The sequence below is a fragment of the Pacificibacter sp. genome (assembly GCF_039769035.1).
In the GTDB taxonomy this organism is placed as follows: Bacteria; Pseudomonadota; Alphaproteobacteria; order Rhodobacterales; family Rhodobacteraceae; genus Celeribacter.
In genome coordinates this window covers 15,607-40,298 of the sequence record NZ_JBDMZG010000060.1, presented here as the reverse complement: position 1 = coordinate 40,298, position 24,692 = coordinate 15,607, and the positions used below count along the sequence as shown (strand labels likewise).

Sequence of the window (24,692 nt, the reverse complement as noted above, 5' to 3'; positions counted from 1 at the left end):
ATTAAGTCTTAACTTAGCGGAATTCGCCCGCGTATTTTTCTACCATTTCAAGACCATCTTTGGTCACGAAACCTGGACCAGAGTTGATGTTGTTGCCTGGAAGAACGCCGTAGCGGTCTTTGTTCGCCAAAACCACAACTGGCAGGTAAGCCTGCAAGAATGGCTGTTGGTCGATACCCCAGTTGATAACGCCGGATTTCAAACCATTTACGATTTCTTCACCGAGGTCGAATGTACCGAAGTAGATGTCACCCGCCAAACCGTTTTCAGCCAAAGCCAACATGGTTGGATCAGCAGAGGTCGGGCCGAGTGTCAAAATCGCGTCTGTCTCAGGGTTCGCTGAGAGGTAAGCTTGAACGCGGTTTTTGATTTCAGATGGATCCTGACCAGAATCGATCATTTGGTTGCCCAATTCTACACCCAGACCGTCTGCGAAACCTTGGCAACGCTCTGTGGAAGATGGTGAGCTGATGTAGTGGTTCACACACAAGAACGACCCAACGCCGTCACCTGCTGCGCGCTGACCAGCAGCGAAACCAGCGTCATACTCAGGCTGACCAACATACATCAAAGCGCCAACTTCGCGGGCTTGAGCAGGGGAACCAGAGTTCATGATGATCACGTCGATGCCTTGATCAACAGCTGACATGATTGGTCCTTTAAGAACGTCAAAGTCAGCGAGTGTTGTGATAATGCCATCTGGGTTAGACGCGGCAGCTTGCTCAATGATACGCGCCATGTCTGCAAGGTCACCGGTTGGTGGGTTGCGGTACTCAACGTTCACGCCCATCTGTTCGCCACCGAGTGCGAGACCGTTCTTAACAGTGTTCCACCAGCTGTCTGAATCAGGTGCGTGGCTGACCATCACGTATGTAAGCTCGTGATCATCTGCAGTCGCAACCATTGGCGATGCGATAACCGCAGCTGTGAGCATAAGTTTTGTCAAAGTCGATTTCATTTTGTTCCTCCCAAGAACGCAATTTTATATCACGAGTGAGTGAGTAATTCCCAACTCTGCAGTCAACAAAACACGGATTCGTTTTTTTTGCAACCGGTTGCAAAAATTATTTTTCGTACCTACCTTGGTCTGTACTGACATTTCAGTTGAAAAAAGGCATAAAGCTCGTGCTTGGGAGGGGACGACAATATGACAGCAACACTTAAAGATGTCGCTATAAGGGCGGGGGTGTCTACCTCTGCGGTATCGCGCACCTTTACAGATGGCGCGTCCGTGTCCGACAAAATGCGACGCAAAGTGGAAAAAGCGGCCTCGGAACTCGGGTATAGCCCGAACTTCCTTGCAAGAAGCTTAACCACCCGCCGTACAAAGCTTATTGGTCTGGTTAGCAACAACTTTCACAACCCAATTTTTCTTCAGGTTTTCGATCTATTTACGCGCGGGTTACAAGACGCCGGATTGCGTCCACTCTTGGTGAACTTGAGTGATGAAACCGATCCCGAAAATTCCCTGCGGATGTTGCAGCAATATTCCGTCGACGGCGTGATCGTCGCCTCATCAACCTTGCCGCCCTATTTCTCAAAAGCCTTCCGCGATCGAAAGCTGCCTATCGTGCACACTTTTGGCCGCTATGCCAGCAGTCCAGATGTGCACATCGTCGGCATTGATAACGTCGAATCAGGGCGCATGGCAGCGCGTGAACTTGTGGGACGTGGCTACAAAAAAGTGGCCTACATGGGTGGACCTTTGTCTGCGACCTCGACCCAAGACCGCTTTAAAGGCTTCGAAGACGAGATGTCGCGTCACCCCGAAATCGAGCGATCTCACAGTTACGCTGACGCCTATACCTTTGATGCGGGGCGTACCGAAATGCTGCGGTTGCTGAAGTCCAATCCGTCAGAAGCTTACTTCTGCGCCGATGATGTTATTTCGATTGGCGCGCTCAGTGCGGCGAAAGACATGGGGCTGAAAGTGCCCGAAGATATCGGGTTCATCGGCTTGAACGATATGACCATGGCGGGATGGGAAAACATCAATCTCACCACGATCCATCAGCCGATCACTCAAATCATCAGCTCGTCTGTGGAATTGATGGTCGCAATGTTGGAAGATCCGGAAAGATACCCAGAGGCGCGTCTGTTCCCTTGCCGCGTGGTGGAACGGGGCACCTTGCGGCCCCGCCCCTGATCTTAACCAATCTTATCTAAAGATCGATGGACGCGCGTCCATCCAGACACCGCCCTCTTTGGCCGAGGCCACAGCCGTGTGCACAGCCGCCATAGAGCGCACGCCGTCAGATGCATTTGGCAAAGCATCGCGGGTCTCGCCGCTGATCGCATCCGCCAAATCGCAATAGATATTCGCCACTGCCAACGGAAAGCCTTCAGGGTGAGCAATCGCCACGCGTGACAAACGTTGCGCATCTTCAGACAGGCCAGCTTCGCCTTTTTCAATGATCTGCGTACGTCCACCAACGGGGGTGTAGATCAACTGATTTGGCTGCTCAGACGCCCAGCGCAAACCACCGGTCTCACCGAACACTTGAATATCAAACCCGTGCTGTCGCCCGATGGCCACAGACGAGGTCCAAAGCCGTCCAACCGTGCCGCCCGCCATGCGGAAATTGACCATCGCGTCGTCTTCCAACTCGCGACTGGAAATGGTCGATGCGAAATCTGCAGACAGTTTTTCAACCTCATCGTTGCAGATGAAACTCGCCATGTGCAGCGCGTGAATACCGCAATCTGCGAACTGGCCAGACACGCCCGCCATCGCCGGATCATAGCGCCAGCGCACCCGCGGGTTGTCCGCATCCGTCGCATCGCCGTGGTGCCCGTGGGCAAAGTTTGTCACGACCAAACGTGGCTGGCCGATCTCGCCCGCTTGCACCATCGCACGCGCTTGGCGCACCATGGGATAGGCGGAATAGCAGTAGTTCACCGCGCAGATTTTGCCAGACTTTTCAGCGATACGCACGATGTCTTCGCCCTCTTCCACGGTCATGGTCATCGGCTTTTCGCACAGCACATTGAACCCCGCCTCAAGGAAGGCTTTGGTGATTTCAAAATGCGTCGCATTGGGCGTGGCCACAGTGACCAAATCAATGCGATCCGCGCGGTCTTTTTCGCCCGCCAACATCTCGGTCCAATCGCCGTAAGCGCGGTCTTTCGCGATGCCCAAACGCTGCGCATATTCACGGCCCACGTCTGCACGGTGATCCAGCGCGCCAGCAGTAAGCTCAAATCGCCCATCGGCCAAAGCGCCCAAGCGGTGTGCAGGCCCGATCTGGCTGCCTTCGCCACCACCGATCATGCCCCATTTCAGTTTTGTCATTGATATTCCTCCTTAGAATCCAATGGATTGCAAGTATTCACGATTGGCGCGCGCGTCTTCCAGCGGCGTGCCTGGCATGGACGGATCACAGTCTTGTTCGACCGTACACCAGCCTTGAAATCCAGCATCCAAAAGACGCTGACGCACGGCTGGGAAATCGACATCGCCCTGCCCTAGATTGCAGAAAATTCCCTGACCGCAAGCGGTGTAAAAATCGGTGCGGTTTTCAACCACTTCGGCTTTCACTTTCGGGTCAATATCTTTGAAGTGCATATAAGAAATACGGTCGATATAGCGGTCCATAAACGCCACCGGATCAAAGCCCGCATAAGAGTGATGACCCGTGTCAAAACAGATCTTGAGAATGCTCTCATCGACCTCGGACAACAGGCGTTCCAGCTCTGGCTCAAAATCCATAAACCCCGCCGCATGGGCGTGAATGCCCACGGTCAGGCCGTAGTCTTCGGCGCCCATTTTAGCGATGGTCGCGATGCGGTCGCGAAAGGCGATCCATTCCGCTTTGTCCATTTGCTCCGCCTCTGACGCGCGACCCGCAGTGGGCGCACGACGCGGCGAAATGCTGTCGATCAACACCAGATGTTCGGCCCCATGAGCCACCAACGCTTTGCAAGTGCGCGTCGCCGCGTCCAGCAAAGTGTCCCAATTGCTTGGGTCGTGAAACGCTTGAAACACCACGCCGCCGATGATTTCCAAATCACGTTCTGCCAAAGCTGGGGCCAGCACCTTTGGATCTTCAGGCATATAGCCGATGGGGCCAAGTTCGATGCCTTTGTAACCCGCGCCAGCGCATTGATCCAACACGGATTGCCATGTCGGGTAAGCGGGATCGCTTGGAAATTCGATCCCCCAAGAACAGGGGGCGTTGCCGATTTTAATAGTCATGTGAGAGCCTTTCGAAAGAGCTAGTCAGCGGTCACATCGACCCACGCTTTTGCGCGAGAGGATGCCAGTGCTGCTGCGACAACTTGAGTAACGTCCAACCCATCTTGGAATGTGGGCCAAACGGGTGTTTGGGTTTCGATCGCACGTAAAAAATCGCGCGCTTCAATAATAATTTGGTCTTGGTATCCTGTGCCGTGACCGGGGCCTTGGCAGAAGTTTTCGTAATCTGGGTGCGCGGGGCCGATCAGGATTTTGCGAAATCCGCGTGTGGCCTCAGGCTCATCAGCGTTATAAAGCCACAGCGCATTTTGGTCTTCTTGGTCGAATTTAATCGCGCCTTTAGTACCCGTAATTTCATAGGCATAGCCCATCTTGCGACCGTGACTGATACGACTGAAATACATCTGCCCCATCGCACCATTTTCAAAACGACACATCATTTGACCATGATCATCGTTGTCCACTGTGCCGCCCGGACGCGTGGCATGCACGGTTTCGACTTCGGCGATCAACTTGGCAATCGGGCCGATCAAAGCCATTGCGCCATTGATCATATGCGGGGCCAGATCGCCCATCGTGCCGTTGGCATCCCCCATGGTCCGCCATGTCGCGGGACTTTCGGGATCGGCCATAAAGTCTTCGGTGTGTTCCCCGCGAAACCATGTGATATCGCCGATAGCGCCCTCGGCAATCAGCTTGCGGGCAAACTGGCTGGCAGGGGTGCGAATGTAATTGAATCCCGTCATGCTGATCTGACCACGGGCGGCTTCAGTCATGATTTGGCTGTCACTCAAAGACGCGCCAAGCGGCTTTTCGCAAAACACAGGTTTATTCAATGCAAAAGCGGCCAATGCGATTTCGCGGTGGGTTTCTTGCGGCGAGGCAATCACGATGGCCTCAACCCGTGGATCGTTGACCAGCACGCGCCAATCGTCCGTTGCGCGCTCAAAGCCATAGGCCTTAAGATAGCGCTGCGCACTTGCCGGAGAGCTGGCGCAGATCATCTCAAGACGGGGCCGCAGCGCCGTGTTAAACACTGCACCAACAGCAGACATCGCGACCGCATGCGCTTTGCCCATATAGCCGCCGCCAATGATCCCAATTCCTATTTCTGTCATGCCGCTGAGTCTTTCTTTTCAGATTCTATTTGCAACCGGTTGCAAAATTAGTATCTTCAGATTCGAAAGCGCGCAAGCAACAATCGCAAAATCGATAAGCGTGAGGAAGAATTAAGCACATGACGAACAAAACAATACACCTGACAACAGCGCAGGCGATCATCAAATATCTCGACAATCAGTTCATCGAAATCGATGGGCAAGAGATGCGAGTCTGTGGTGGTGGCTTTGGTATTTTTGGCCACGGCAATGTGACCTGTTTGGGCGAGGCATTATATGACGCACGCGACACGCTGCCTTTGTATCGCGGTCAAAACGAGCAAAGCATGGGGTTTGCTGCGGCGGGCTATGCCAAGCAATGGCTACGCCAACGGTTCATGTTTTGCACCGCAAGCGCGGGGCCTGGCACGACGAACCTGCTGACCTCAGCGGCGCTGGCCCATGCCAACCGATTGCCAATGTTGATGCTGTGTGGTGATACCTTTATCACCCGCCTGCCCGACCCTGTGTTGCAGCAGCTTGAGCATTTCAACAACCCTGCTTTGGGTGTGAACGACGCGTTTAAAGCGGTCACACGGTATTGGGACCGCATCACCCATCCAGCACAGATTTTGCAGTCGCTTCCGGCGGCCTTGGCGACGATGTTGGACCCTGCCGATTGTGGCCCTGCTTTTCTAGGCTTGCCGCAAGATGTACAGGGCTGGACCTTTGACTATCCGGCAAGCTTTTTCGAAAAACGCGTCCACCGGATGCGCCGCCAAGCCCCTGATGTGGCTGACATCTCTGACGCCATTGAAGTGCTGTCCAAGGCAGAACGCCCGATCATTATCGCAGGCGGCGGGGTGCAATATTCTGGCGCTGTGGCGGAACTCACTGCCTTTGCTGAGGCACACAACATCCCCGTGGTGGAAACCATCGCAGGGCGTGCCAACCTGCTGCAAGATCATGCGCTCAACATCGGTCCTGTCGGTGTCACGGGCTCTGATTCAGCCAATTCCGTCGCCGAGAAGGCCGATGTGATTTTGGCTGTCGGCACGCGTTTGCAAGACTTCACCACAGGGTCATGGACCGCCTTCGCGCAGGACGCCAAAATCATCGGCGTCAACGTGGGCCGTCATGACGCGATGAAGCACATGTCTTTGCCAGTTGTCGGCGATGCGAAACTCAGCTTGCCTGCCCTGACAGCGGCACTTGGTGGTTATACATCTCCTGCATCTTGGACATCATTTGCTCAGGACGAGCGCGTCAAATGGGTGGCCTATACCGACAAGATAACCACGGCTGGCAATGGCCCGAATTCCTATGCGCAGACCATCCGCGTGGTCAACGATCTGTGCGATCCGCGTGACCGTGTTGTGGCTGCTGCGGGCGGCCTTCCTGCCGAGGTCACGGCGCATTGGCAAACCAAAGACATCGGCACGGTGGATGTGGAATTTGGCTTTTCCTGCATGGGCTATGAAATCGCGGGCGCTTGGGGCGCGCGAATCGCGCAACATGAACGCGAACCAAACAAAGACACCATCGTTTTCACTGGCGACGGGTCTTATATGTTGATGAACTCCGATATTTATTCATCGGTTTTATCGGGGCACAAATTGATCATCTGCGTGTTGGACAACGGCGGATTTGCCGTCATCAACAAGCTGCAAAACAACACGGGCAATGAGAGCTTCAACAACCTGTTGGAAGATTGCCCAACCATCAAGTCCCCCTTCGCGGTTGATTTTGAATCTCACGCCAAATCCATGGGGGCCAACGCCGAAACTGTGGCCAGCCCAACCGAATTTGGCGAAGCGTTCAAACGCGCGCAAGCATCAGACACAACCAGCGTCATCGTGATGAATGTCGACGCCTATGAGGGCTGGACCACTGAAGGCCACACATGGTGGGAAGTCGGTACGCCGCATGTCACCACGCATGACAAAGTCGCCGAAAAACATGCCGAAATCGAAGCGTCTCGCGCCAAACAACGAAAGGGCGTATAATGACCGTTTTGGAAGGCATCAAACAGAACAATTTCGTGATCGTCGGGCGCGTGGGCATGGATCTTTTCACTGCCCCCGGTGGCGCCACGGAGACCTCTGACAGCTTCACCGCTGACATGGGCGGCTCATCTGCCAATATCGCCGCAGGCATTGTGAAACTGGGCGGCAAAGCGGCTTTGGTCACATCTGTGTCCGATGATGCTGTTGGTCGGTTCTGCACCAACAAGCTGGCGCATTACGGCGTGGATAGCACCTATGTGAAACCTATTGGGGGTGAGGCCCGCAATTCTTTGGCGGTCTATGAAAGCCGCGTCGAAGACCATCAATCGGTGATCTACCGCAATCATGCCGCCGATTTTGAAATGACTGTCGAAGACGTCGAGGCCGTGGACTACGCGTCTTACGGCGCCTTAGTCACGGCCGGTACAGTCTTTGCGGCAGAGCCCTCGCGCTCGGCTGCGTTTCGCGCGTTCGAACTGGCGCGTGCGGCTGGCCTTCCAATCATTTTTGACGTGGATTACCGCCCATATAGTTGGCCGTCACCGCAGGTCGCCGAAGAGGTTCTGTCCAAAGCTGGCGCGCTGTCAGACGTCATCGTTGGCAACGACGAAGAGTTCGGATTTATGGCGGGCGGCATCGACAAGGGCTTGGACAAAGCCCGCGAATTGGCCGCCTCTAGCGCCAGCATTGTGGTCTATAAAATGGGCGAACATGGCGCGATCACCTTTGCGGATGGCCAAGAGCTGCGCACTGGTATTTACCCCGTCACCGCACTCAAACCCACGGGTGCTGGCGACAGCTTTATGGCGGGACTTTTGGCCTCTATTGCGGATGGTCATTCGATCAAAGATGCGGTGCTGCGCGGGTCTGCCTGTGCGGCCATCGTGGTGGCCAAACCGGGGTGCGCGCCTGCGATGCCTTTCCCCGCCGATCTCGAAGCTTTTCTGGCCGATCATCCCGGCGCAACACAAGTTACCTAAGGAAATCAGATGCATATTGCCCCACACGACAATAAAAACATTCCTATTGTGGACGCGGATGATGCCACCGTTCCGCTCAACTATCTGAACATCGTCAAGCTGAAAGCGGGCGAGGCATTTGAATACCAAGTGCCCGGATATGAGACCTGCATCGTGCCGGCCACTGGCACCATTGATGTGAACGTCGAAGGCGTTGAGTTTACGTTGCTGGGCAATCGCACGATCGACGTGTGGGACGGCGAGCCTGAGGGCGTCTATGTGCCGGTTGGCGCGAAGGTGACATTCGTGGCGACCCGCGACACAGAAACATTCATCGCAGGCGCACGCTACGACAAGGTGCTTGAACCGTTTGACGTGCGCGTGGCCGAATTGGACAAGGTGCAATACGGTTCAGACGACACCAAAACCCACCGCAAGATCAAACACATCCTCGGCCAAGCGCATCACGACAAAGTCGGGCGTTTGTTGGTGTCTGAGCTGTTCACTGTGGGTCAAGGCGGTTGGTCCGGTTTCCCAGCGCACAAGCACGACACAGACCGCAAAGACGCCGATGGCAACATCATCGAGACACGCCACGACGAGACTTACAATTTCCGTTTCCGTCCCAATCACGGCTCTGGCGTGCAGATCATTCAGCACGAAGAAGGCAAACCGGGCGATGCCTATCAACTGATGGATGGCTCAACTATTTTACTGCGCTCTGGCTACCACCCCTGCGTGGCGATGCCCGGATATGAAATGTATTACTTCACCATTTTGGGCGGTCTGTCGCAACGCAGCTTGGTGCAGTATTTCCAGCCCACACATGCCTATCAAATCGAGACCATTCCTGGGATCAAAGACATGGTGGCTAAGTTCAAATGACCCTAGCAACACTCGCGCAGGTTCTTCAGCCTGCCCTCAAAGGCAACTATGCCGTCGCTGGTTTGGTGACACTCGGATGGGAAGACATGCGCGCCTATGTGGCCGCCGCTGAAGCCGAAAACTGCCCTGTGATTTTGCAGGCTGGTCCGTCGTGTCGCGCCCATACGCCACTGCCGATTTTGGGCAAGATGTTCCGTCACTTGGCCGAAAATGCCAGCGTGCCCGTCGTGGCGCATTTGGATCACGGATACACGTTTGACGAATGCAAAGAGGCGCTCGACGCTGGCTTTACATCCTTGATGTTTGACGGCTCACGCAAGCCGATCAATCAAAACATCGATGAGACTGCGCAGATCGCGGAGATGGCCCATGCGGCCGGTATTTCTTGCGAAGGCGAAATCGGATTTGTCGGCTATTCAGGCGGCGAAAACTCCGCGGGCACCGACCCTGCAGATGCGGCAAAGTTCGCAGCAGAGTCCGGCGTTGACGCAATGGCGATTTCGGTCGGCAACGTACACTTGCAACAAGACAAAGAAGGTGGGCTCGATATTGCCCGCATTCGAGACATTGAAGCGCTCACCACTGTTCCCTTGGTTATTCATGGTGGGTCGGGCGTGCCAGTTGCGCAACGAACCGCTCTTGCGACTGGATCAAAGGTGTGCAAATTCAACATCGGCACAGAGCTGCGTATGGCCTTTGGCACCGCGCTGCGTGACGCCGTGAACTCAGACCCGTCGCGTTTTGACCGCGTCACAATATTAAAAGACACTCATGAGCCGCTCGTCGCAGCGACACGGCAAGTTTTACGGGCGTTTGGCCCCGTTCAAGAAAGATAGAAAAATGCTCAAAATTGGACTTTTGGGATGCGGGCGCATCGGTCAGGTGCACGCACGCTCGTTGATGCGTCTCGATTCAGCGAAAATCGTCGCTGTTGCGGATGCTTTTCCAGCTTCGGCTGCGGCTTTGGCAGAAACAACAGGTGCCGAAGTGCGCGACGTGGACGCAATCATGGCCTCTGACGACGTGGATGCGATCATCATCTGTACGCCAACAGACACGCACTACGACCTGATCCATTCTGCCGCCAAAGCAGGCAAGTCGATCTTTTGCGAAAAGCCTGTGGACATGTCCGCAGACCGCATTCGCGATTGTATTAAAGTGGTCGAAGAAAACGGCGTGGGCTTTTTGACCGCCTTCAATCGCCGCTTCGATCCAAACTTTGCCAATGTCCAAGCGCGCATCGCTGCGGGCGAAGTGGGCAATGTTGAGATCGTGACCATTCTATCGCGCGATCCATCCGCCCCACCCGTCAGCTACATCGAAAGCTCAGGCGGCATTTTCCGCGACATGATGATCCACGATTTGGACATGGCGCGTTTCTTGCTGGGCGAAGAGCCTGTGCAGGTCTTTGCAGTTGGCTCTGCCTTGGTTGATCCGGCGATTGGTGAGGCTGGCGATGTCGATACCGCAGCGGTGACGTTGACCACGGCGAGCGGCAAAATCTGTCAGATTTCCAACTCGCGCCGCGCCTCTTACGGCTATGACCAGCGTCTTGAAGTGCACGGGTCCAAAGGCATGTTGCGCGCGGAAAACGTGCTTGAAAACCACGTAGAAGTGGCGACCGAAGCGGGCTTCAAACGCGCGCCAACGTTGAACTTCTTCCTTGAGCGTTACGAGGCAGCCTACCTGTCCGAGATGCAGCACTTCGTGGATGCGGTGACCAACGGCACACCTGCGGCCCCAAGCATCACAGACGGCCTGCGCGCGCAAGTTTTGGCGGATGCAGCGACTGAATCTTGGAAAACAGGCAAGCCTGTTTCCGTCTAATCGACAGTATTTTCGACCTAAGAGCGGGGGCTATTTGGCCCCCGTTTTCTTTGGATGCCCCAACATCCAGACACAAAAAGCCCCGCAGGTGATGACCTCTGCGGGGCTTTTCAATTTCAAATGTGCTTAAACTCAATCGCCGTCAGCAACGCCTTTGGATTTTGCCTTAGCACGCTGTGCACGGTAGCTTGGCAACACAACCAAAATCACCGCGATCGCCAAAAGACCAAGGGTCATGGGGCGTTCCCAGATGAAGGCCACGCCATCATAAAGCTGCATGGAGCGGGCAAAGTTGTCTTCCATCATGCCGCCCAAAATGAAGCCGATCAACAGCGGCGCCAATGGGTAATTGGCAAAGCGCAAGGCCGTCGCACAGACCCCAAACCCAACGAGCATCAACAGCTCAGTGGCGTTGTTCTGGCCGATGTAGGCCCCCATCAGGGTAAAGAACAAAATGAACGGGATCAGGTAGTTACGCGGAACCGACAACACCTTAGCGATGTAAGGGATCAAAGGCAGGTTCAAGATCAACAAGATCAAGTTGCCGATGAACATAGACATGATCACAGCCCAGAACACCTGCGGTTGGTCGATCATCAAACGTGGACCAGGGGTCACGTTCAAAGCAATCAAAGCCCCCAGCAAAATCGCAGTTGTGCCCGAGCCTGGAATGCCCAAGGTGAGCAGCGGCACGAAGGACCCAGTACAGGCCGCGTTGTTGGCAGTCTCGGGCGCAGCCAAGCCTTTGATCGACCCTTTGCCGAACTCTTCTTGCTCTTCTTTACTGGCGATATTGCGTTCAACCGCATAGCCCAGAAAGCTCGCAATGGTCGCGCCGGCACCGGGCAAAACGCCGATGAAAAAGCCTTGCAACGACTGGCGACCGATGACGGGCGCAATGGCTTTTGCTTCGGCTTTGGTGATGCGCAAATCTTTGATCTCGCCGCCATCGCCTTCGATCACTTTCGGCTTAAGCACCAAGAACAAGGCCTCAGGCAAAGCAAACATCGCCATCGCCAAAGTGATAAAGCCAAAGCCCGATTGCAGGTCCATAATGCCCATGGTGAAACGCGGCAGGTTGAACAATGCGCCTTCGCCCACTGTGGCCAAAATCAAACCCAAAACGGTCATCATCATGGCCTTGGCCACTTGACCCGTGCCAGCAAAGGCAGCGATCGCGGACAGGCCGACGACCATCAAGGCAAAGTATTCGGCAGAGTGAAACAGCAAAGCGACAGAGGACAACGCGGGCGCAAAGATCATCAGCAAAATCGCGCCAATGGTGCCGCCTGCGAAACTGGAAATCGCAGCAATGGTCAGGGCTTTGCCCGCCTTGCCCTTTTGTGCCATGGGATAGCCGTCAAACGCACTGGCCACAGTCCCCGCCACACCCGGTGCGTTGAGCAAAATTGACGATGTAGACCCGCCAAAGATCGCGCCGTAGTACACACCTGCAAGCAAGATCAGCGCGCCAGATGGATCGCCCATGGAAATCGCCACAGGGATCATGATGGAAATGATAGACATGGGGCCAAGACCCGGCAGCATGCCAATGAATGTGCCAATCAAACACCCGCCGATCACGAGTAACAGGTTTTGAAGTGACAGGGCCGTTTGTAGGCCAATCAGAAGTCCCTCAAGCATATCAACCTCCTATGAAACCGGGCAAGGGGCGCATGTAGATGCCAAGAACTTGAGACACCAAATACCAAACAAGAAACGCCGCAATCAGCGCGACAAGCACCATGATGTGGTATTTGCGCTCACCCAAAATATACGCTCCGAGGATCAAGAACCCCATGGTTGACCCCAAAAACCCAAGCGGGCGCAGGCACAACGCATAGACAACCATCAGCCCCAAAAGCAGCAAGGCTTGGCCGAGTTTGTATTCAAGCAAACGGCGATAATCGATCTCGCCGACCTCATGTTCGCTTTTCTCAAGATTGAAGAGAATGATGCATGACGCGATCAATCCGAGGATCGACAGAACCTTCGGAAAGGTGCTTGGCCATATCGGGTTGCGTTGCATGAAAGGGGCAAGCCCTGCGTCCATTGTGAACCATGCGGTGTATCCATAGACGAGGCAAATCCCCGCCAAAATCAAAGCGATCCAACGATCTAACGCCATTGCATCCATCTCCCTTTGAAAAGAAAAACGGCAGAGAGGAAACCCACCCTGCCGTAAATTTAGTGTACGACGGGCTTAGAGAAAGCCGAGTTTCTTCATCAAATCGCCGATAACCTGCTCTTGGTCTTCAAGGAACGCTTTGAAGTCGTCGCCTGAATTGTGGATGTTCACCCAACCGTTGCGTGCACGGACAGCTTCCCATTCAGGTGTGTCGTACATGGCTTCAAGAACCTCTTGGTATGCAGCAACATCTTCTGCTGGCATGCCAGGTGCACCAAAGAAACCGCGCCAGTTGACGAATGTTGTGTCGATGCCTTGCTCAACCATTGTCATCGCATCCGGAGCAGCAGAAACGCGCTCAGGAGCTGTGACGCCAATGATTTTTACTTCGCCCGCGGCGGCCAGATCAACAGCTTCAGAGAAACCTGTTGAAAGCGCTGCGATTTCACCTGACAGCAAAGACGCCATCGCTTTACCGCCTGCGTCATATGGAATGTATTTCACGCCAAGCGCATCTTTGCCTGCCGCTTCCATAGCCATAGCCGCCACGAGGTGATCCATGCCACCCGGAACAGAGCCACCACCGATCGCCGTCTTGGATGGGTCCGCGTCATAAGCCGCCAAAAGGTCCGCCATAGAGTTGAGCGGGCTGTCTTTGCCAACAACAATCGCGGCGTAATCGCCGATTGTCCCTGCCACCAAAGTGAGGTCGCGGAAGTTGTGTGGGAAAACGCCTGTCAAAGACCGGATCACGATTGGCGTAGAGTTCACCATCAATGTGCCGTAGTTGCTTTCAGCGTTTTCAATCAAATAGCCGATGGCTTTACCACCACCGCCACCTGACATGTTCTCGTAAGATGCAGTGCCCACAAGGCCCGCAGTGGTCAAAGCTTCACCAGTACCGCGCGCAGTACCATCCCAACCACCACCAGCACCGCCGGGGATCAAAAAGTGTACGCTGTCGAGTTTCTTGTGACCATCTGCAAAGGCTGATGTGGCGAGACCAAGTGCTGCGGCAGCACCAAGCATAAGGGCGCGGCGGCCCAGTTTAAAAGTCGTCATAAGTTTCCTCCCATTTGACAACCGACCGCTAAGCGGCTCAGTTGAACCAACCAATCACTTCAACCTGACACAAACCTGTCACGTGCCAAAAAGACCGAAAATCACCGATGAAATTTTTGCTGATCGAAGACAACTCACACCTCGCCCACGCGATCTGTTCGCGGATGGGGTTCGATGGACATGTCATTGATCATGCTGCAACAATTGAAGACGCACGGGCCTTTTCTCAGACCGAAGATTACGATCTAATCTTGCTCGATATCATGCTGCCAGACGGGGATGGGCGCGACTTTCTCAAGCATCATCGCGCCGGTAAAAAGGACACGCCTGTCATCGTTTTGACCGCCCGTTCGCAGGTGTCTGACAGAATCAGCATCCTTGATTTGGGGGCGGATGACTATGTCACAAAGCCCTTTGATCACGCAGAACTCGAGGCCCGCGTGCGCGCTGTTTTGCGCCGTCGCGGCGGTACATCGCAGACAGTGATCCGCATCGATAACCTCGCGTTTGATCCCGTGGCTGGCACGCTTGAGGTCGCGAACGAGGCAATACAATTGCGCAACCGCGAGCTGCGCTTGTTAGAACTTTTGATCAACGCACCGGGGCAAATTTTCGCCAAACAAAAGCTGGTGGATCGGTTGTTTTCTTATGATGACGACGTCTCTGAAAACGCCATCGAGGTCTATATCGGGCGGCTGCGCAAGCATCTGAAAGGCTCAAGTTTGAGCATCACCACCCTGCGCGGTCTTGGCTATCGGCTTGATCATGACTGACCGCGTGAACGTCTCAGGATCCTTGCGCAATCGCTTGACGATCACCTTGATCGGCGGCGCTGCGATCTTGGCGATCTTGCTGTTTTTCGTCGTCCGCGCCTATGCCGCCCAAATCGCACAGCAAGGCCAAGACAGCATTTTAAGCGCCTCGGCCACCTCCATTTTGGACGCCGCTGTGATCCGCAACAGCAGCGTCGAAGTCGATTTCCCCTACTCCGCATTCTCCATTCTGGACACGCCCCAAGACGACCGCGTTTTCTATGCCATTCACCGCGATGACACCCTGCTGTCGGGCTACAACGCCCTGCCCCAACCGCCTTTATCTGGCAGTAGCAATCAGGCGTTTCTCACCACAGATATCCAAGGCGATACCGTCCGTTTGATCCGTGCCCGTCGGGTTTTGGTGGGGGAAAATCTGCGCACGCAGGTCTATGTGACTGTGGCGCAAACCCAAGATGCGCTCTCTGTCACGCTCAATCACATCTCACGCAACGTGGCTTTGGCAGGCATCGGCTTCTTCTTGTTGGCGGCGGTTTTGTCCATTTGGGCCTCATCAAAAACCATCGATCAATTGACACGCCTGACCACCTCGATCACACGGCGCGGGCCGCAAGATTTGACCCCTGTGGCCAAACCCGTGCCGGTGGAAATGGTGCCTCTCGTTGTCTCGCTCAACACGCTGATGGACCGACTTGATCAATCCTTGCAACGCTCAGAAGACTTCATCGCCGAAGCCGCCCACCGTGTGCGCACGCCGCTGGCCACTGTGCGCTCCTATGCAGAGGCTACGTTGCAGCGGGTCTCTAAGGAAGAAAACCGCCAAGCTTTGCGGTCGATGGTGCGCGCGATTGATGAAAGTTCACGCGCGGCCACCCAGCTTTTAGATCACGCGATGATCACCTTTCGCGCTGACCATTTGGACCGACAAGACATTGATTTGGTTGACTTAGTTGATGAAATCTTGCGCGGATTGACCCCCATCGCCGACATGAAAGACATCGAGTTCAAGCGCGACAGCACAGGCGATTGTCGCACTCTAGGCGACCCGATTTTGCTGCAAAACGCGGTGCGCAATATCATCGACAACGCCCTGAAATATGCTCCCAGCGAAAGCACAATTTTCATCACCTTAGCCGCCGAACCCGTGACACAAATCACCATCTGCGACCAAGGACCGGGCTTTCCGACGGGTCAAATCGCAGGGCTGACAGACCGATTCGCGCGGGGCGACAATGCGGCGGGCATCATCGGGTCCGGCTTGGGGCTGACCATCGCCCAAGAAGTGGCTGCAGCACATGGCGGCACCTTGGAGCTTTCCAACCCATCACGAGGGGGCGCATGCGTTACATTTTCTTTTTCATAGCGGGCCTTTACGCCCTTTTCGCCAGCGCATTAGTTGCGCAAGACTGGGAAGAGAAATCCCTGTTCACCGCTGAAGAGCCCACACGTATTTTGCGCGTCCTCAGCAGTACGGATACCTCGTTTTTCGCGCCGATTATTGAAAGTTTTTTGGCGCAAAATCCGCAGACTTCTGTTGAATATCTCGTCACCAGCACCTCCAATTTGGACGATTTTTTCCGCAAAAATCCCAGTCAATTTGACGTGGTGATTTCCAGTGCGATGGACCTGCAACTCAAACTGGCCAATGACGGGTATGCCGCGAAAACCACCGGCATCGCGCTGCCTGACTGGGCCGATTGGCGCAGCAGCCTGTTTGCATTCACCTCGGAACCCGCCGCCATCGTGATCAATCGCGCCGCGTTTAAAGGCAAGCGCCTGCCGCAAACACGGCAAGACTTGATCTTGGCCCTGCGCGCAAGACCGGATATTTTTCATGGGAAAATAGGCACTTATGACGTCCGGAGCTCGGGGCTTGGTTATCTATTCGCAACGCAAGACGCGCGCAATTCGGAAACTTTTTGGCGGTTGATGGAGGTGATGGGCAGCTTGGACACCAAACTCTATTGCTGTTCTGGCGAGATGATCGACGATTTGGCCAGCGGAAAACTGGCCGTGGCGTACAATGTTTTGGGCAGTTATGCCGCCGCCCGCAGCGACACCGGTGATGCGTTGCAGATCATTTTGCCTTCGGATTTTCCGACCACGATGATGCGCACAGCCTTTGTGTCGCGCGACAGTCAGCACATCGAGCATGCGAAAAATTTCCTGCGTCACTTGATTTCTTTGCAATCGGCACCGATCGACAAAGAGGTGTTTATGCTGCCACCTTTGAGCACCGAACAGGGGACTGCTCGCCAATCCACGATCGGATTGGGGCCGGAACTTTTGACCTATTTGGATCAATTGAAGCGCCAGACATTTTTGAGCGAATGGGTCAGCGCGATCATTCAAAAATAGGCATGGAAATGCCTTATATTTGTGCTGATTTTGATGCGGTATGCGTCGGTATTTTCCTTTAAAAACATGAGGTAAACTGGTATAAGGCGGCACAATCCTGCCGGGCTTGGCGGGCCTTGCTTGCGCGGCGCGCGAGCCTTGATTTAGGACGACAAAATGGCCGGATATTTCCTGTATCATTCCATCGGAACCTTTGCTGACAAACAAGCAAAACTCACTGCAACTTTGACTGATTTTGCCACCCATTGGGCTGCGACAGATGATGCGCAATGGGGCTATGCTTTGACGCAACAAGCGGCGTTTTTGTCAAAATGGGCGGAACTCATTGGCGCAGAACCCAGGCATATGGCCCAAGCCGAAAGCGTGACCGGCGGGCTCTATTCAATTTTGCGCGGTTTGGACCCGAGGCGCATTCAAGGCGGCACGGTTTTGATCGCGAAAGACTGTTTTCCGTCTTTGCATTTTTTGCTGGCCGAAACCGTCACCCGCATGGGCGGCACATTGAAAACGGTGGAACCGGCGCAGGGTGAGGCCTTTGTCAGCGACGCTCAGATGTTGTCCGCTTGGGATGGCGATGTGCGTTTGGCGATTTTGACTTGGGTGACCTCGACCAGTTCGCACAAATCCGACATCAAAACTTTGACCGAACATGGTCATAAAATGGGATCGCTTGTGGGCATCGATGTGACGCAAGGCATCGGCATTCGCCCTTATGATGTGACAGATATTGGCGCGGATTTCACGGTGGGATCATCGTTGAAATGGCTCTGCGGTGTGTCAGGTGCTGCGGTGATTCACGCGACGCCAGAGTTGATCGCCAGCTGTCAGCCCGAATTTCGCGGCTGGTTTTCACAAGGCAATCCGTTTTCATGGGATTTGGATGCGTTCGAATTTGCCCCTGATGCGCGGCGCTTTGGCAATGGCACGCCGAATGTTTTGCCTGCGATTTCTTGTTTGTCGGGTTTGGACTTTGTGCTCGGCAAGGGCGTCGCGAATTTGGCGAAAGACAACGCCGCGAAAACGGCGATTTTGGTCGATTGGGTCAAAGACGCGGGCGTGACTTTGGTGTCGCCAATGGAGGCAGATCAACGCGGCGGCAGTGTGATGATTGCGCTGCCGGATACCATCGATCCGACCCATGTGGTTGACAGTTTGCGGGGTGAAAATCTGTTCACCGATGCGCGGGGTCAGGTGTTGCGCTTGTCACCGGGCAATGTGACTGAATTGGAAGATTGCAAACATTTAATTTCGATTTTGGGCAAACTTTTAAACATGTAAAACAAATGCACGGCGGGGCTTTGACGCCCCGCCGCTTTGATCTTTGATGGCGTTTTAGGCGTTTTCCTTGTCGTGGATAATATCCCGCACAACACCGTAACTTTGCCCCCAAGCGTCTGTCATATCACAGCGGATATCCCACAGTTCAGGGAAGAACCGGTGGCGTGCGCCAGACTCAAGAATTTCAACAGGGCGACCTTTGAGAGACTTTGATCCAAGACCGATGGAGCGGTGGATCAGGTACAGGTGATTGGCGCGGAATTTTTGGAACAACTCGTCAAATTCGATCAAAGCTTCGGCCACGACATAGCTATCGCCGTGGTCATATTTGCCATCATAAACATCCGCCACAGACAGGCCTTTGCCGTCCAAATATGTGGCCTTATAGGTATCCCAAAGGTCCACTGGCATGCGCAGAAGCAGCTGAAACCCAGGGCTTTCTTGGCCTGATCCGTTGCCAAGCTGCAAGCGCACCTCTTGGTATTCCAGCGGGGACATGGTTTCCAGCACGTCCAGCTGATCGGTCATCAGGCGCATCAGGCGGTGCACACGGCCCATGAGCGTCACGATGCGGTTGGTGTTGCCCTCACGCATGTAGTCGAGCACGTCCACGAGTGTGTAGGCCATGAGCTTCATCCACAGCTCTTCAACTTGGTGGACGATCTGAAATTGCAGCTCTTCGGCGTTGCACAGGTCTTTGATCGGCTTTTGGCAGTCGAGCAGTTTGCGCACATCCAAGTAGACGCCGTAGTCCAACATCTTCGGGTTCTCGATCAGTGCGTGATACTCTTGGCGGTTCATGATGTGCGTCCTTTGGAATCTGTGTTGGTACCTTTTTGCCGGGAATTTGCGATGTCATTGTTCCTTTATTTCCCGATACAGGATAAATGATAGAACGAATGTGCAGATTTTTGACAATATTGGATAACACATGGATCAACTTGACCTCGCCATCCTCAAACGCCTTGAAGCCAACGCGCGCCTGTCGTTCGCGGATTTGGCTGACAGCCAAGGCATGTCCAAAACCCCCATCTGGAAACGGGTGAAGGCGCTAGAAGACGCTGGCGTCATTGAAGGCTATGAGGCCCGCCTGTCGCCGAAAGCGATGGGATTTGGGCTGTCAGCCTTTATCGAGGTCGTGCTGGATTTCGAAGCAGCAGATGCCTTTGAGGTCGCCGTGGCACGACATCCGTCAATCTGGCGCTGCTACGCCACAACGGGGGAGGCCGACTATTTGTTGCAAATCATCGCGCGAGATGTGGATGACATGGATAAGCTGATCCGCTCGGAGGTTGCGCGCCTTCCGGGAGTGCGCCGCACCAGCACAACGGTGGCCACACGCACGATCAAAGAAACCCAATCCCTCGCGGCATTGGCGCAAGCCAGATAAGACCGCGCCTGTGGGTTGCAGACGCGGGCCTCAAGTTGGCAATCAGGTTTTGCGGCCTGTTAGGTATTGAAAACCAAGTGAACTTTTACGGCGCGCGTGCGGTCACCTGCGAGTTCGAATGCTTCCTCGGCATTTTCAACCGGCATTTGCGCCGTGATCATGGGGCGCACATCGATGCGCCGTGTGGAAATGGCGTCAACCGCGTCTTGGAACTCTGAATGGAAGCGGAATGTCCCACGATGGGTGATCTCTTTGGCGACAAGAATGCCCAGCGGAACGGCCGTATCGCCTGCCATACCAACCTGAACGATAACGCCACGCGGACGCAATGCACCCAAGGCCGAGACGAGTGCAGATGCCACGCCAGTGCATTCAAATGCAACGTCGAAGTATCCTTTGCCACGCGCGTAGGCCTGCATTGTGTCGGCGTCATCTATCACGTTGACCACCTTCGTCGCGCCCATTTCAGAGGCCACGTCCAAAGGCACCTTTTGCAAGTCTGTCACAACGATTTCAGCAGCACCTGCCTCTTTCGCCAAAGCAACACACAAAACGCCGATTGGTCCGGCGCCCGTGACCAAGACGCGTTTGCCCTTCAGATCTCCTGCAAGGCTAACCGCATGCATACACACGGCCAGAGGCTCAGAACATGCAGCTTCAGACACCGCGACATCGCCAGTGACGGGCACACATTGGCGTGCGTCGACGGTCATCTGGTCGCGGTAAAACCCTTGGACGTGCGGCATGCGCATGGCTGAGCCGTTAAAGATCATATCGGTGCAATGCATCTCGAGGCCTTGCACACAGTATTCACATTTTCCGCAGTTGGTGCTGGGGTTCAGGGCAACCATATCGCCAACTTTAAGCCCCGTGACACCTGCGCCAATTTCAGCAACAAACCCCGCAGCTTCATGTCCCAAAATAATGGGTTCGCGCACACGAACGACGCCAAAACCACCGTGCTGGTAGTAGTGCAAATCTGAGCCACAAACGCCGCCAGCCCCAAGAGCCACGCGCACCTCGCCAGCTTGGGGTGGTGCGACGTCACGTGTTTCAACGCGGATATCTTTTGCGCTGTGCAAGCAGCAAACACGGGTTTTCATATAGTCTCCTAAGGCATCATAACGGACGGCAACCATGTCGCCAAAGCGGGGACATAGGATACGGCCAGAAGTACACAGATATTTGTCAGTAAGAAAGGCAAGATTGCGACAACGACCGGTGCAAGCGGCAGGCGCGCGATCCCCGCACAGACGAACAAGCAAACCCCCACTGGCGGTGTTGTCAGTCCGATCATCAAGTTCAGCACGGCGAAGGTCGCAAAGTGGAGCGGCTCAACCCCAACGGCTTCAGCGAGGGACAGCAGCGGCACAAACAAAATGATCAGTGCTGCGATTGTCTCCATAAACATACCGACAAACAACAACAGCAGATTGATAATCAAGATCACTAGGATCTTGTTGTCGGTGAACGACAAAACACCATCAGCGATCGCTTGGGGAATTTGCTCAGACACCAAGATCCAGCCAAAGACATTGGCGAACCCGACCAGCACCAAAATACCAGCCGAGGAGACCGCGCTGTCGATCACCACTTTAGGCACCTGCCGCAATGGCAGCTCGCGGTAGATAAAGCACCCCACAATCATCGCATAAACGGAGGCAATCACGGCCGTTTCCGTTGGCGTTGCAAGACCAGACAGCAATCCGTAGATGATCAAGAATGTCATCGCCAAGGCCCAAATGGCGCCGGCAAATGCACGCCCAACCTCACCAAATCCCTGCCAAGGCTGATGTGGAAAGTTGCGACGACGTGCAATGATATACGTGGTCACCATCATGGCGAGCCCCATCAAAATACCGGGGATAGCACCCGCCAAGAACATCTTGCCCACGGAAATGCCACTGAGCGCGCCAACGATGATCATTGGCACAGAGGGTGGAATAATCGGACCAACGGTCGAGGACGCAGCGGTCACAGCAGCCGAAAACGCAGCCGGATAACCCGCCTTTTTCATACCGGGGATCATCACACCACCGATGGACGCGGCATCAGCAACAGCCGTGCCAGTGATGCCACCAAACAGCATGGAGGCAGCGATGTTGGTCAATCCAAGTCCGCCTTTTATCCAACCGACCAAAGCGTTGGCAAAGCGAATGATCCGCTGGGTGATGCCACCAAGGTTCATCAAATTGCCTGCCAGAATAAAGCCTGGGATGGACAGCAGCACGAACACGTCCATGCCCGCGTACATTTTTTGCGGCATGACCACGGCTGGAATGCCGGCAAGCGTAAGATACGCCAATGAGGCGACACCAAGCGTGATCGCAACTGGCAAGCCAATAACAAGACCGCCAACAAACAAACTGAAAAGAACTGTGACTTCCATGGCTTATGCTTCCTCGGGTTTCTTTTCAGGCGTGCCGTCATCCGTGCCCGCAATCATGCCCGCGATGCGCACCAAAGCGGCAACAGCAAGAACAACCAGCAACAGCCAGACGGTGAAATGAACATAGGTCATACGCAGACCCAATGCAGGCGATGTCTGCATGCGTCCGATCGAGACGTATTTCCATGCAGGTGCCAAAAGATAAACAGTCAAGCCAAGGGTCGCGACGGCTGAGAAAAATCGCAGCATCCAAGGGCCACGTCCCGGCAAGTTTTCACTAAAGACATCAACGTTGACCATGTCACCAGATCGCAGCGCCAACCCGCCACCAAAGGCGACGAGATACAGCAAAGCGTAGCGTGTCAGCTCTTCGGTCCAAACCGGCGAATTGCCGATGGTGCGGCCCACAACTTGAACCAAAACGGCGCAGATCAAGACCAAAAAGGCCAGTCCAGCGCCGGCTCTGGCCAACCAAACAAAGACCTGCGTTATCTGTTGTAGTATTTTCATACGGTGCTCAATCGATCTTGCGCGCTGCGCTGCTGTCAAAAATGAACCCACGCCTGCTGCGCCAGGGAGCGCAATAGGCGTGGGGACGACCTAAACTGGGAGGTTTAGTTAGAGAACAGGCCTTCTACGATAGGCTTGATTTCGTCGTTCACGTTGGCCAAGACCGCGTCTTTCGCTTTTGCTTGGAACGCAGGGCCGTCGACTTCAACAAAGGTAACACCTTTGCCTTCGAGGTAGGCACGGTCATCAGCAACGGAAGCTTCGAACAACTCACGCTCGTAAGCTTGTGCAACGGCTGCAGCTTTCATCACTGCAGCTTGGTCATCCGCAGACAACTTCGACCATGTGCTTTCAGCGATTGTCAGGTAGATCCAAGACCGCACGTGCTCGGTCATGTTGATGTGGCTTTGCACTTCGTTGAAGTTCGCAGAGCGGATCAAAGCGAGCGGGTTTTCTTGTGCGCCGATGGTGCCATTTTGAAGCGACGTAAACACTTCAGAGAAGGCCATAGGTGTGGGTTGCGCACCAAGGGCTTTCCAAACATCAACGAAAAGCGGCACGTTTGGCACGCGCATCTTCAAGCCGTCAAGATCGTCAGGTGTGGTGATCGCACGGTTGGATGTCAGGTTGCGCGGGCCACGTGCAAAGTGCGCGATCGGGCGAACTTGTGCGTTTTCGATGATCTGCGCTTTGATCTGGTCACCGATTTCACCAGAGGCGACTTCGTCCATGTGCTCAAGCGATTTATACGCATAAGGAACAGCCAAAAGAGCCGCCATTGGCGCCCAGTTTTGCAACGATTCACCTGTGATCGTCATATCAACAGTGCCAAGCTGCATGCCGTTGATCAGGTCAATTTCTTTGCCAAGAGACTCGTTTGGGAACACTTCGACCGCAATACGACCTTCGGTCAATGAAGACAGTTCATCTCCGAATTTAACGGCCGCTTTGTGCCATGGGTTTTCTTCATTGGCGAGGTGGCCAAGTTTCAGCGTCATGTCCTGTGCCATAAGTGGCGTGGACATCAACGCAGCAACAGTCGCAACGACCGCTGGTAGTTTCCAATTGATTGTCATGAATACTCTCCTCCTAGAGTGGGTGTATTGACTGACGGGGCAATGCCGCCATCAGGCAAATCGAAAAAGTCGGGGTTTGCCGCGATGACGCTGGGCAAATTGTCCAGCATCGCGCGCAAATGTTGACGAGCGTTTTCTTCGGCGCGGTCCAAATCTCGCGCCTCGACCATGTCCACGATTTCCGTGTGCTGCTGAACAAGCAACTCGGTTGGATAGTCGGCCAACGACAAAAAGCGCACACGGTCCATTTGGGCTTTGACGCCTTCGACGAACCCCCAAGTGCCCGCTTTGCCCGCCGCTTCTGCAAGCATGCTGTGGAATTGTTCGTCCAAACGCGTGAAGGATTCAGGATCATCCGCACGCACGCGTTTTTGCTGTTCGATCTGGTCACGCAAAGCACCGATCACGGCATCATCACGCGTCTTCGCCAACAATCGAACGATGTCAGCTTCGATGGCTTCCCGAAGGAAACGCGCATCCAACACGTCTTGATATGCGATCTTTGAAACGACTGTGCGTCGTTGTGGGCGGATCAAAATCAAACCTTGATGAGATAGCTTAATAAACGCTTCGCGCACTGGCTGGCGACTGACGTCGTACACCTGCGCGATCTCGGTTTCCGAAATGGTATCCCCAGGCTTGAGATGGTTGCGAATGATACGGTTGCGCAGCCGTTTGGTCAGCTGCGGCGTGATCGGCAAAGCCGGATCAAGTGGCCGAATTGGGTCCATTTGCAACATGTAGAATCTCCTCCCAGTC

Annotated in this window: 24 protein-coding genes; 11 read left to right on the top strand and 13 right to left on the bottom strand. The window is 54.5% G+C overall.

The genetic code is table 11. The features are described from left to right. Positions 1 to 13: 13 nt before the first annotated feature. Entirely contained in the window at positions 14 to 958 is a 945-nt protein-coding gene (locus tag ABF287_RS05790) for a sugar ABC transporter substrate-binding protein (protein WP_347184067.1), read from the bottom strand. A 189-nt stretch (positions 959 to 1,147) separates the two neighbouring features. Between ABF287_RS05790 and ABF287_RS05785 the strand changes: the two genes are divergently transcribed. After that, positions 1,148 to 2,146, top strand: coding sequence for a LacI family DNA-binding transcriptional regulator (locus ABF287_RS05785; RefSeq protein ID WP_347184066.1), 999 nt, complete (start codon positions 1,148 to 1,150; stop codon positions 2,144 to 2,146). Between the two features lie 12 nt (positions 2,147 to 2,158). Here the strand turns inward: ABF287_RS05785 and ABF287_RS05780 are convergent, their stop codons facing one another. From ABF287_RS05780 to ABF287_RS05770, 3 genes are read right to left on the bottom strand one after another with little or no spacing between them, the layout of a single operon-like run. Continuing rightward, on the bottom strand, positions 2,159 to 3,292 hold the full coding sequence (locus ABF287_RS05780; RefSeq protein WP_347184065.1) for a Gfo/Idh/MocA family oxidoreductase: 1,134 nt from the start codon (positions 3,290 to 3,292) through the stop codon (positions 2,159 to 2,161). Positions 3,293 to 3,304: 12 nt separating this feature from the next. Continuing rightward, positions 3,305 to 4,195: a TIM barrel protein gene (locus ABF287_RS05775; protein ID WP_347184064.1), complete on the bottom strand. Its 891-nt coding sequence runs from the start codon at positions 4,193 to 4,195 to the stop codon at positions 3,305 to 3,307. A gap of 20 nt (positions 4,196 to 4,215) precedes the next feature. After that, positions 4,216 to 5,313 carry a Gfo/Idh/MocA family oxidoreductase gene (locus ABF287_RS05770; RefSeq protein ID WP_347184063.1) on the bottom strand — a complete coding sequence of 366 codons (1,098 nt, stop codon included), beginning with the start codon at positions 5,311 to 5,313 and terminating at the stop codon, positions 4,216 to 4,218. Positions 5,314 to 5,432: 119 nt separating this feature from the next. On the opposite strand from ABF287_RS05770, the gene iolD reads away from it, so the two are divergent. Genes iolD through iolG form a run of 5 tightly spaced genes read left to right on the top strand, consistent with a single transcriptional unit; the run spans position 5,433 to position 10,969 of the window. Then, positions 5,433 to 7,298, top strand: a complete 1,866-nt coding sequence (gene iolD / locus ABF287_RS05765; RefSeq protein ID WP_347184062.1) for a 3D-(3,5/4)-trihydroxycyclohexane-1,2-dione acylhydrolase (decyclizing) — start codon at positions 5,433 to 5,435, stop codon at positions 7,296 to 7,298. After that, positions 7,298 to 8,278, top strand: coding sequence for a 5-dehydro-2-deoxygluconokinase (iolC, locus tag ABF287_RS05760; protein ID WP_347184061.1), 981 nt, complete (start codon positions 7,298 to 7,300; stop codon positions 8,276 to 8,278). Before iolD ends, iolC begins: the two co-directional genes overlap by 1 nt. Positions 8,279 to 8,287: 9 nt before the next feature. Beyond that, positions 8,288 to 9,142, top strand: a complete 855-nt coding sequence (locus ABF287_RS05755) for a 5-deoxy-glucuronate isomerase (protein ID WP_347184060.1) — start codon at positions 8,288 to 8,290, stop codon at positions 9,140 to 9,142. After that, a complete protein-coding gene (locus ABF287_RS05750) occupies positions 9,139 to 9,978 on the top strand; it encodes a class II fructose-bisphosphate aldolase (protein WP_347184059.1) in 840 nt (279 codons plus the stop codon). Before ABF287_RS05755 ends, ABF287_RS05750 begins: the two co-directional genes overlap by 4 nt. Positions 9,979 to 9,982: 4 nt before the next feature. Beyond that, entirely contained in the window at positions 9,983 to 10,969 is a 987-nt protein-coding gene (iolG, locus tag ABF287_RS05745) for an inositol 2-dehydrogenase (protein WP_347184058.1), read from the top strand. Positions 10,970 to 11,101: 132 nt separating this feature from the next. Here the strand turns inward: iolG and ABF287_RS05740 are convergent, their stop codons facing one another. The 3 genes from ABF287_RS05740 to ABF287_RS05730 all read right to left on the bottom strand — a co-directional run bounded on the left by ABF287_RS05740 (position 11,102) and on the right by ABF287_RS05730 (position 14,159). Continuing rightward, a complete protein-coding gene (locus ABF287_RS05740; protein WP_347184057.1) occupies positions 11,102 to 12,613 on the bottom strand; it encodes a tripartite tricarboxylate transporter permease in 1,512 nt (503 codons plus the stop codon). A 1-nt stretch (position 12,614) separates the two neighbouring features. Beyond that, on the bottom strand, positions 12,615 to 13,097 hold the full coding sequence (locus ABF287_RS05735; protein WP_347184056.1) for a tripartite tricarboxylate transporter TctB family protein: 483 nt from the start codon (positions 13,095 to 13,097) through the stop codon (positions 12,615 to 12,617). 75 nt (positions 13,098 to 13,172) lie between these two features. Next, positions 13,173 to 14,159: a tripartite tricarboxylate transporter substrate-binding protein gene (locus tag ABF287_RS05730; protein WP_347184055.1), complete on the bottom strand. Its 987-nt coding sequence runs from the start codon at positions 14,157 to 14,159 to the stop codon at positions 13,173 to 13,175. A 107-nt stretch (positions 14,160 to 14,266) separates the two neighbouring features. On the opposite strand from ABF287_RS05730, the gene ABF287_RS05725 reads away from it, so the two are divergent. The 4 genes from ABF287_RS05725 to ABF287_RS05710 all read left to right on the top strand — a co-directional run bounded on the left by ABF287_RS05725 (position 14,267) and on the right by ABF287_RS05710 (position 18,568). Next, on the top strand, positions 14,267 to 14,932 hold the full coding sequence (locus tag ABF287_RS05725; RefSeq protein ID WP_347184054.1) for a response regulator transcription factor: 666 nt from the start codon (positions 14,267 to 14,269) through the stop codon (positions 14,930 to 14,932). Next, entirely contained in the window at positions 14,925 to 16,295 is a 1,371-nt protein-coding gene (locus ABF287_RS05720; protein ID WP_347184053.1) for a sensor histidine kinase, read from the top strand. The genes ABF287_RS05725 and ABF287_RS05720 overlap by 8 nt, the downstream gene beginning before the upstream one ends. After that, entirely contained in the window at positions 16,271 to 17,290 is a 1,020-nt protein-coding gene (locus ABF287_RS05715) for an ABC transporter substrate-binding protein (RefSeq protein WP_347184052.1), read from the top strand. Before ABF287_RS05720 ends, ABF287_RS05715 begins: the two co-directional genes overlap by 25 nt. A gap of 156 nt (positions 17,291 to 17,446) precedes the next feature. Beyond that, positions 17,447 to 18,568, top strand: coding sequence for an aminotransferase class V-fold PLP-dependent enzyme (locus ABF287_RS05710; RefSeq protein ID WP_347184051.1), 1,122 nt, complete (start codon positions 17,447 to 17,449; stop codon positions 18,566 to 18,568). A 54-nt stretch (positions 18,569 to 18,622) separates the two neighbouring features. Here ABF287_RS05710 and ABF287_RS05705 read toward each other — a convergent pair whose 3' ends face one another. Next, positions 18,623 to 19,369, bottom strand: a complete 747-nt coding sequence (locus tag ABF287_RS05705; RefSeq protein ID WP_347184050.1) for a tryptophan 2,3-dioxygenase family protein — start codon at positions 19,367 to 19,369, stop codon at positions 18,623 to 18,625. A gap of 130 nt (positions 19,370 to 19,499) precedes the next feature. Here ABF287_RS05705 and ABF287_RS05700 point away from each other — a divergent pair, with 130 nt between their 5' ends. Next, a complete protein-coding gene (locus tag ABF287_RS05700) occupies positions 19,500 to 19,958 on the top strand; it encodes an Lrp/AsnC family transcriptional regulator (RefSeq protein ID WP_347184049.1) in 459 nt (152 codons plus the stop codon). A gap of 59 nt (positions 19,959 to 20,017) precedes the next feature. Here ABF287_RS05700 and ABF287_RS05695 read toward each other — a convergent pair whose 3' ends face one another. The 5 genes from ABF287_RS05695 to ABF287_RS05675 all read right to left on the bottom strand — a co-directional run bounded on the left by ABF287_RS05695 (position 20,018) and on the right by ABF287_RS05675 (position 24,673). Beyond that, on the bottom strand, positions 20,018 to 21,061 hold the full coding sequence (locus ABF287_RS05695; protein ID WP_347184048.1) for an L-idonate 5-dehydrogenase: 1,044 nt from the start codon (positions 21,059 to 21,061) through the stop codon (positions 20,018 to 20,020). 8 nt (positions 21,062 to 21,069) lie between these two features. Further along, positions 21,070 to 22,347 (bottom strand): TRAP transporter large permease, encoded by a 1,278-nt coding sequence (locus ABF287_RS05690; protein WP_347184047.1) that lies wholly within the window; start codon positions 22,345 to 22,347, stop codon positions 21,070 to 21,072. A gap of 3 nt (positions 22,348 to 22,350) precedes the next feature. Continuing rightward, positions 22,351 to 22,857, bottom strand: coding sequence for a TRAP transporter small permease subunit (locus tag ABF287_RS05685; protein ID WP_347184046.1), 507 nt, complete (start codon positions 22,855 to 22,857; stop codon positions 22,351 to 22,353). A 104-nt stretch (positions 22,858 to 22,961) separates the two neighbouring features. Beyond that, complete coding sequence (locus tag ABF287_RS05680; protein ID WP_347184045.1) at positions 22,962 to 23,933, bottom strand: TRAP transporter substrate-binding protein; 972 nt, start codon at positions 23,931 to 23,933, stop codon at positions 22,962 to 22,964. Continuing rightward, positions 23,930 to 24,673, bottom strand: coding sequence for a GntR family transcriptional regulator (locus ABF287_RS05675; RefSeq protein ID WP_347184044.1), 744 nt, complete (start codon positions 24,671 to 24,673; stop codon positions 23,930 to 23,932). The genes ABF287_RS05680 and ABF287_RS05675 overlap by 4 nt, the downstream gene beginning before the upstream one ends. Between the last annotated feature and the right edge of the window lie 19 nt (positions 24,674 to 24,692).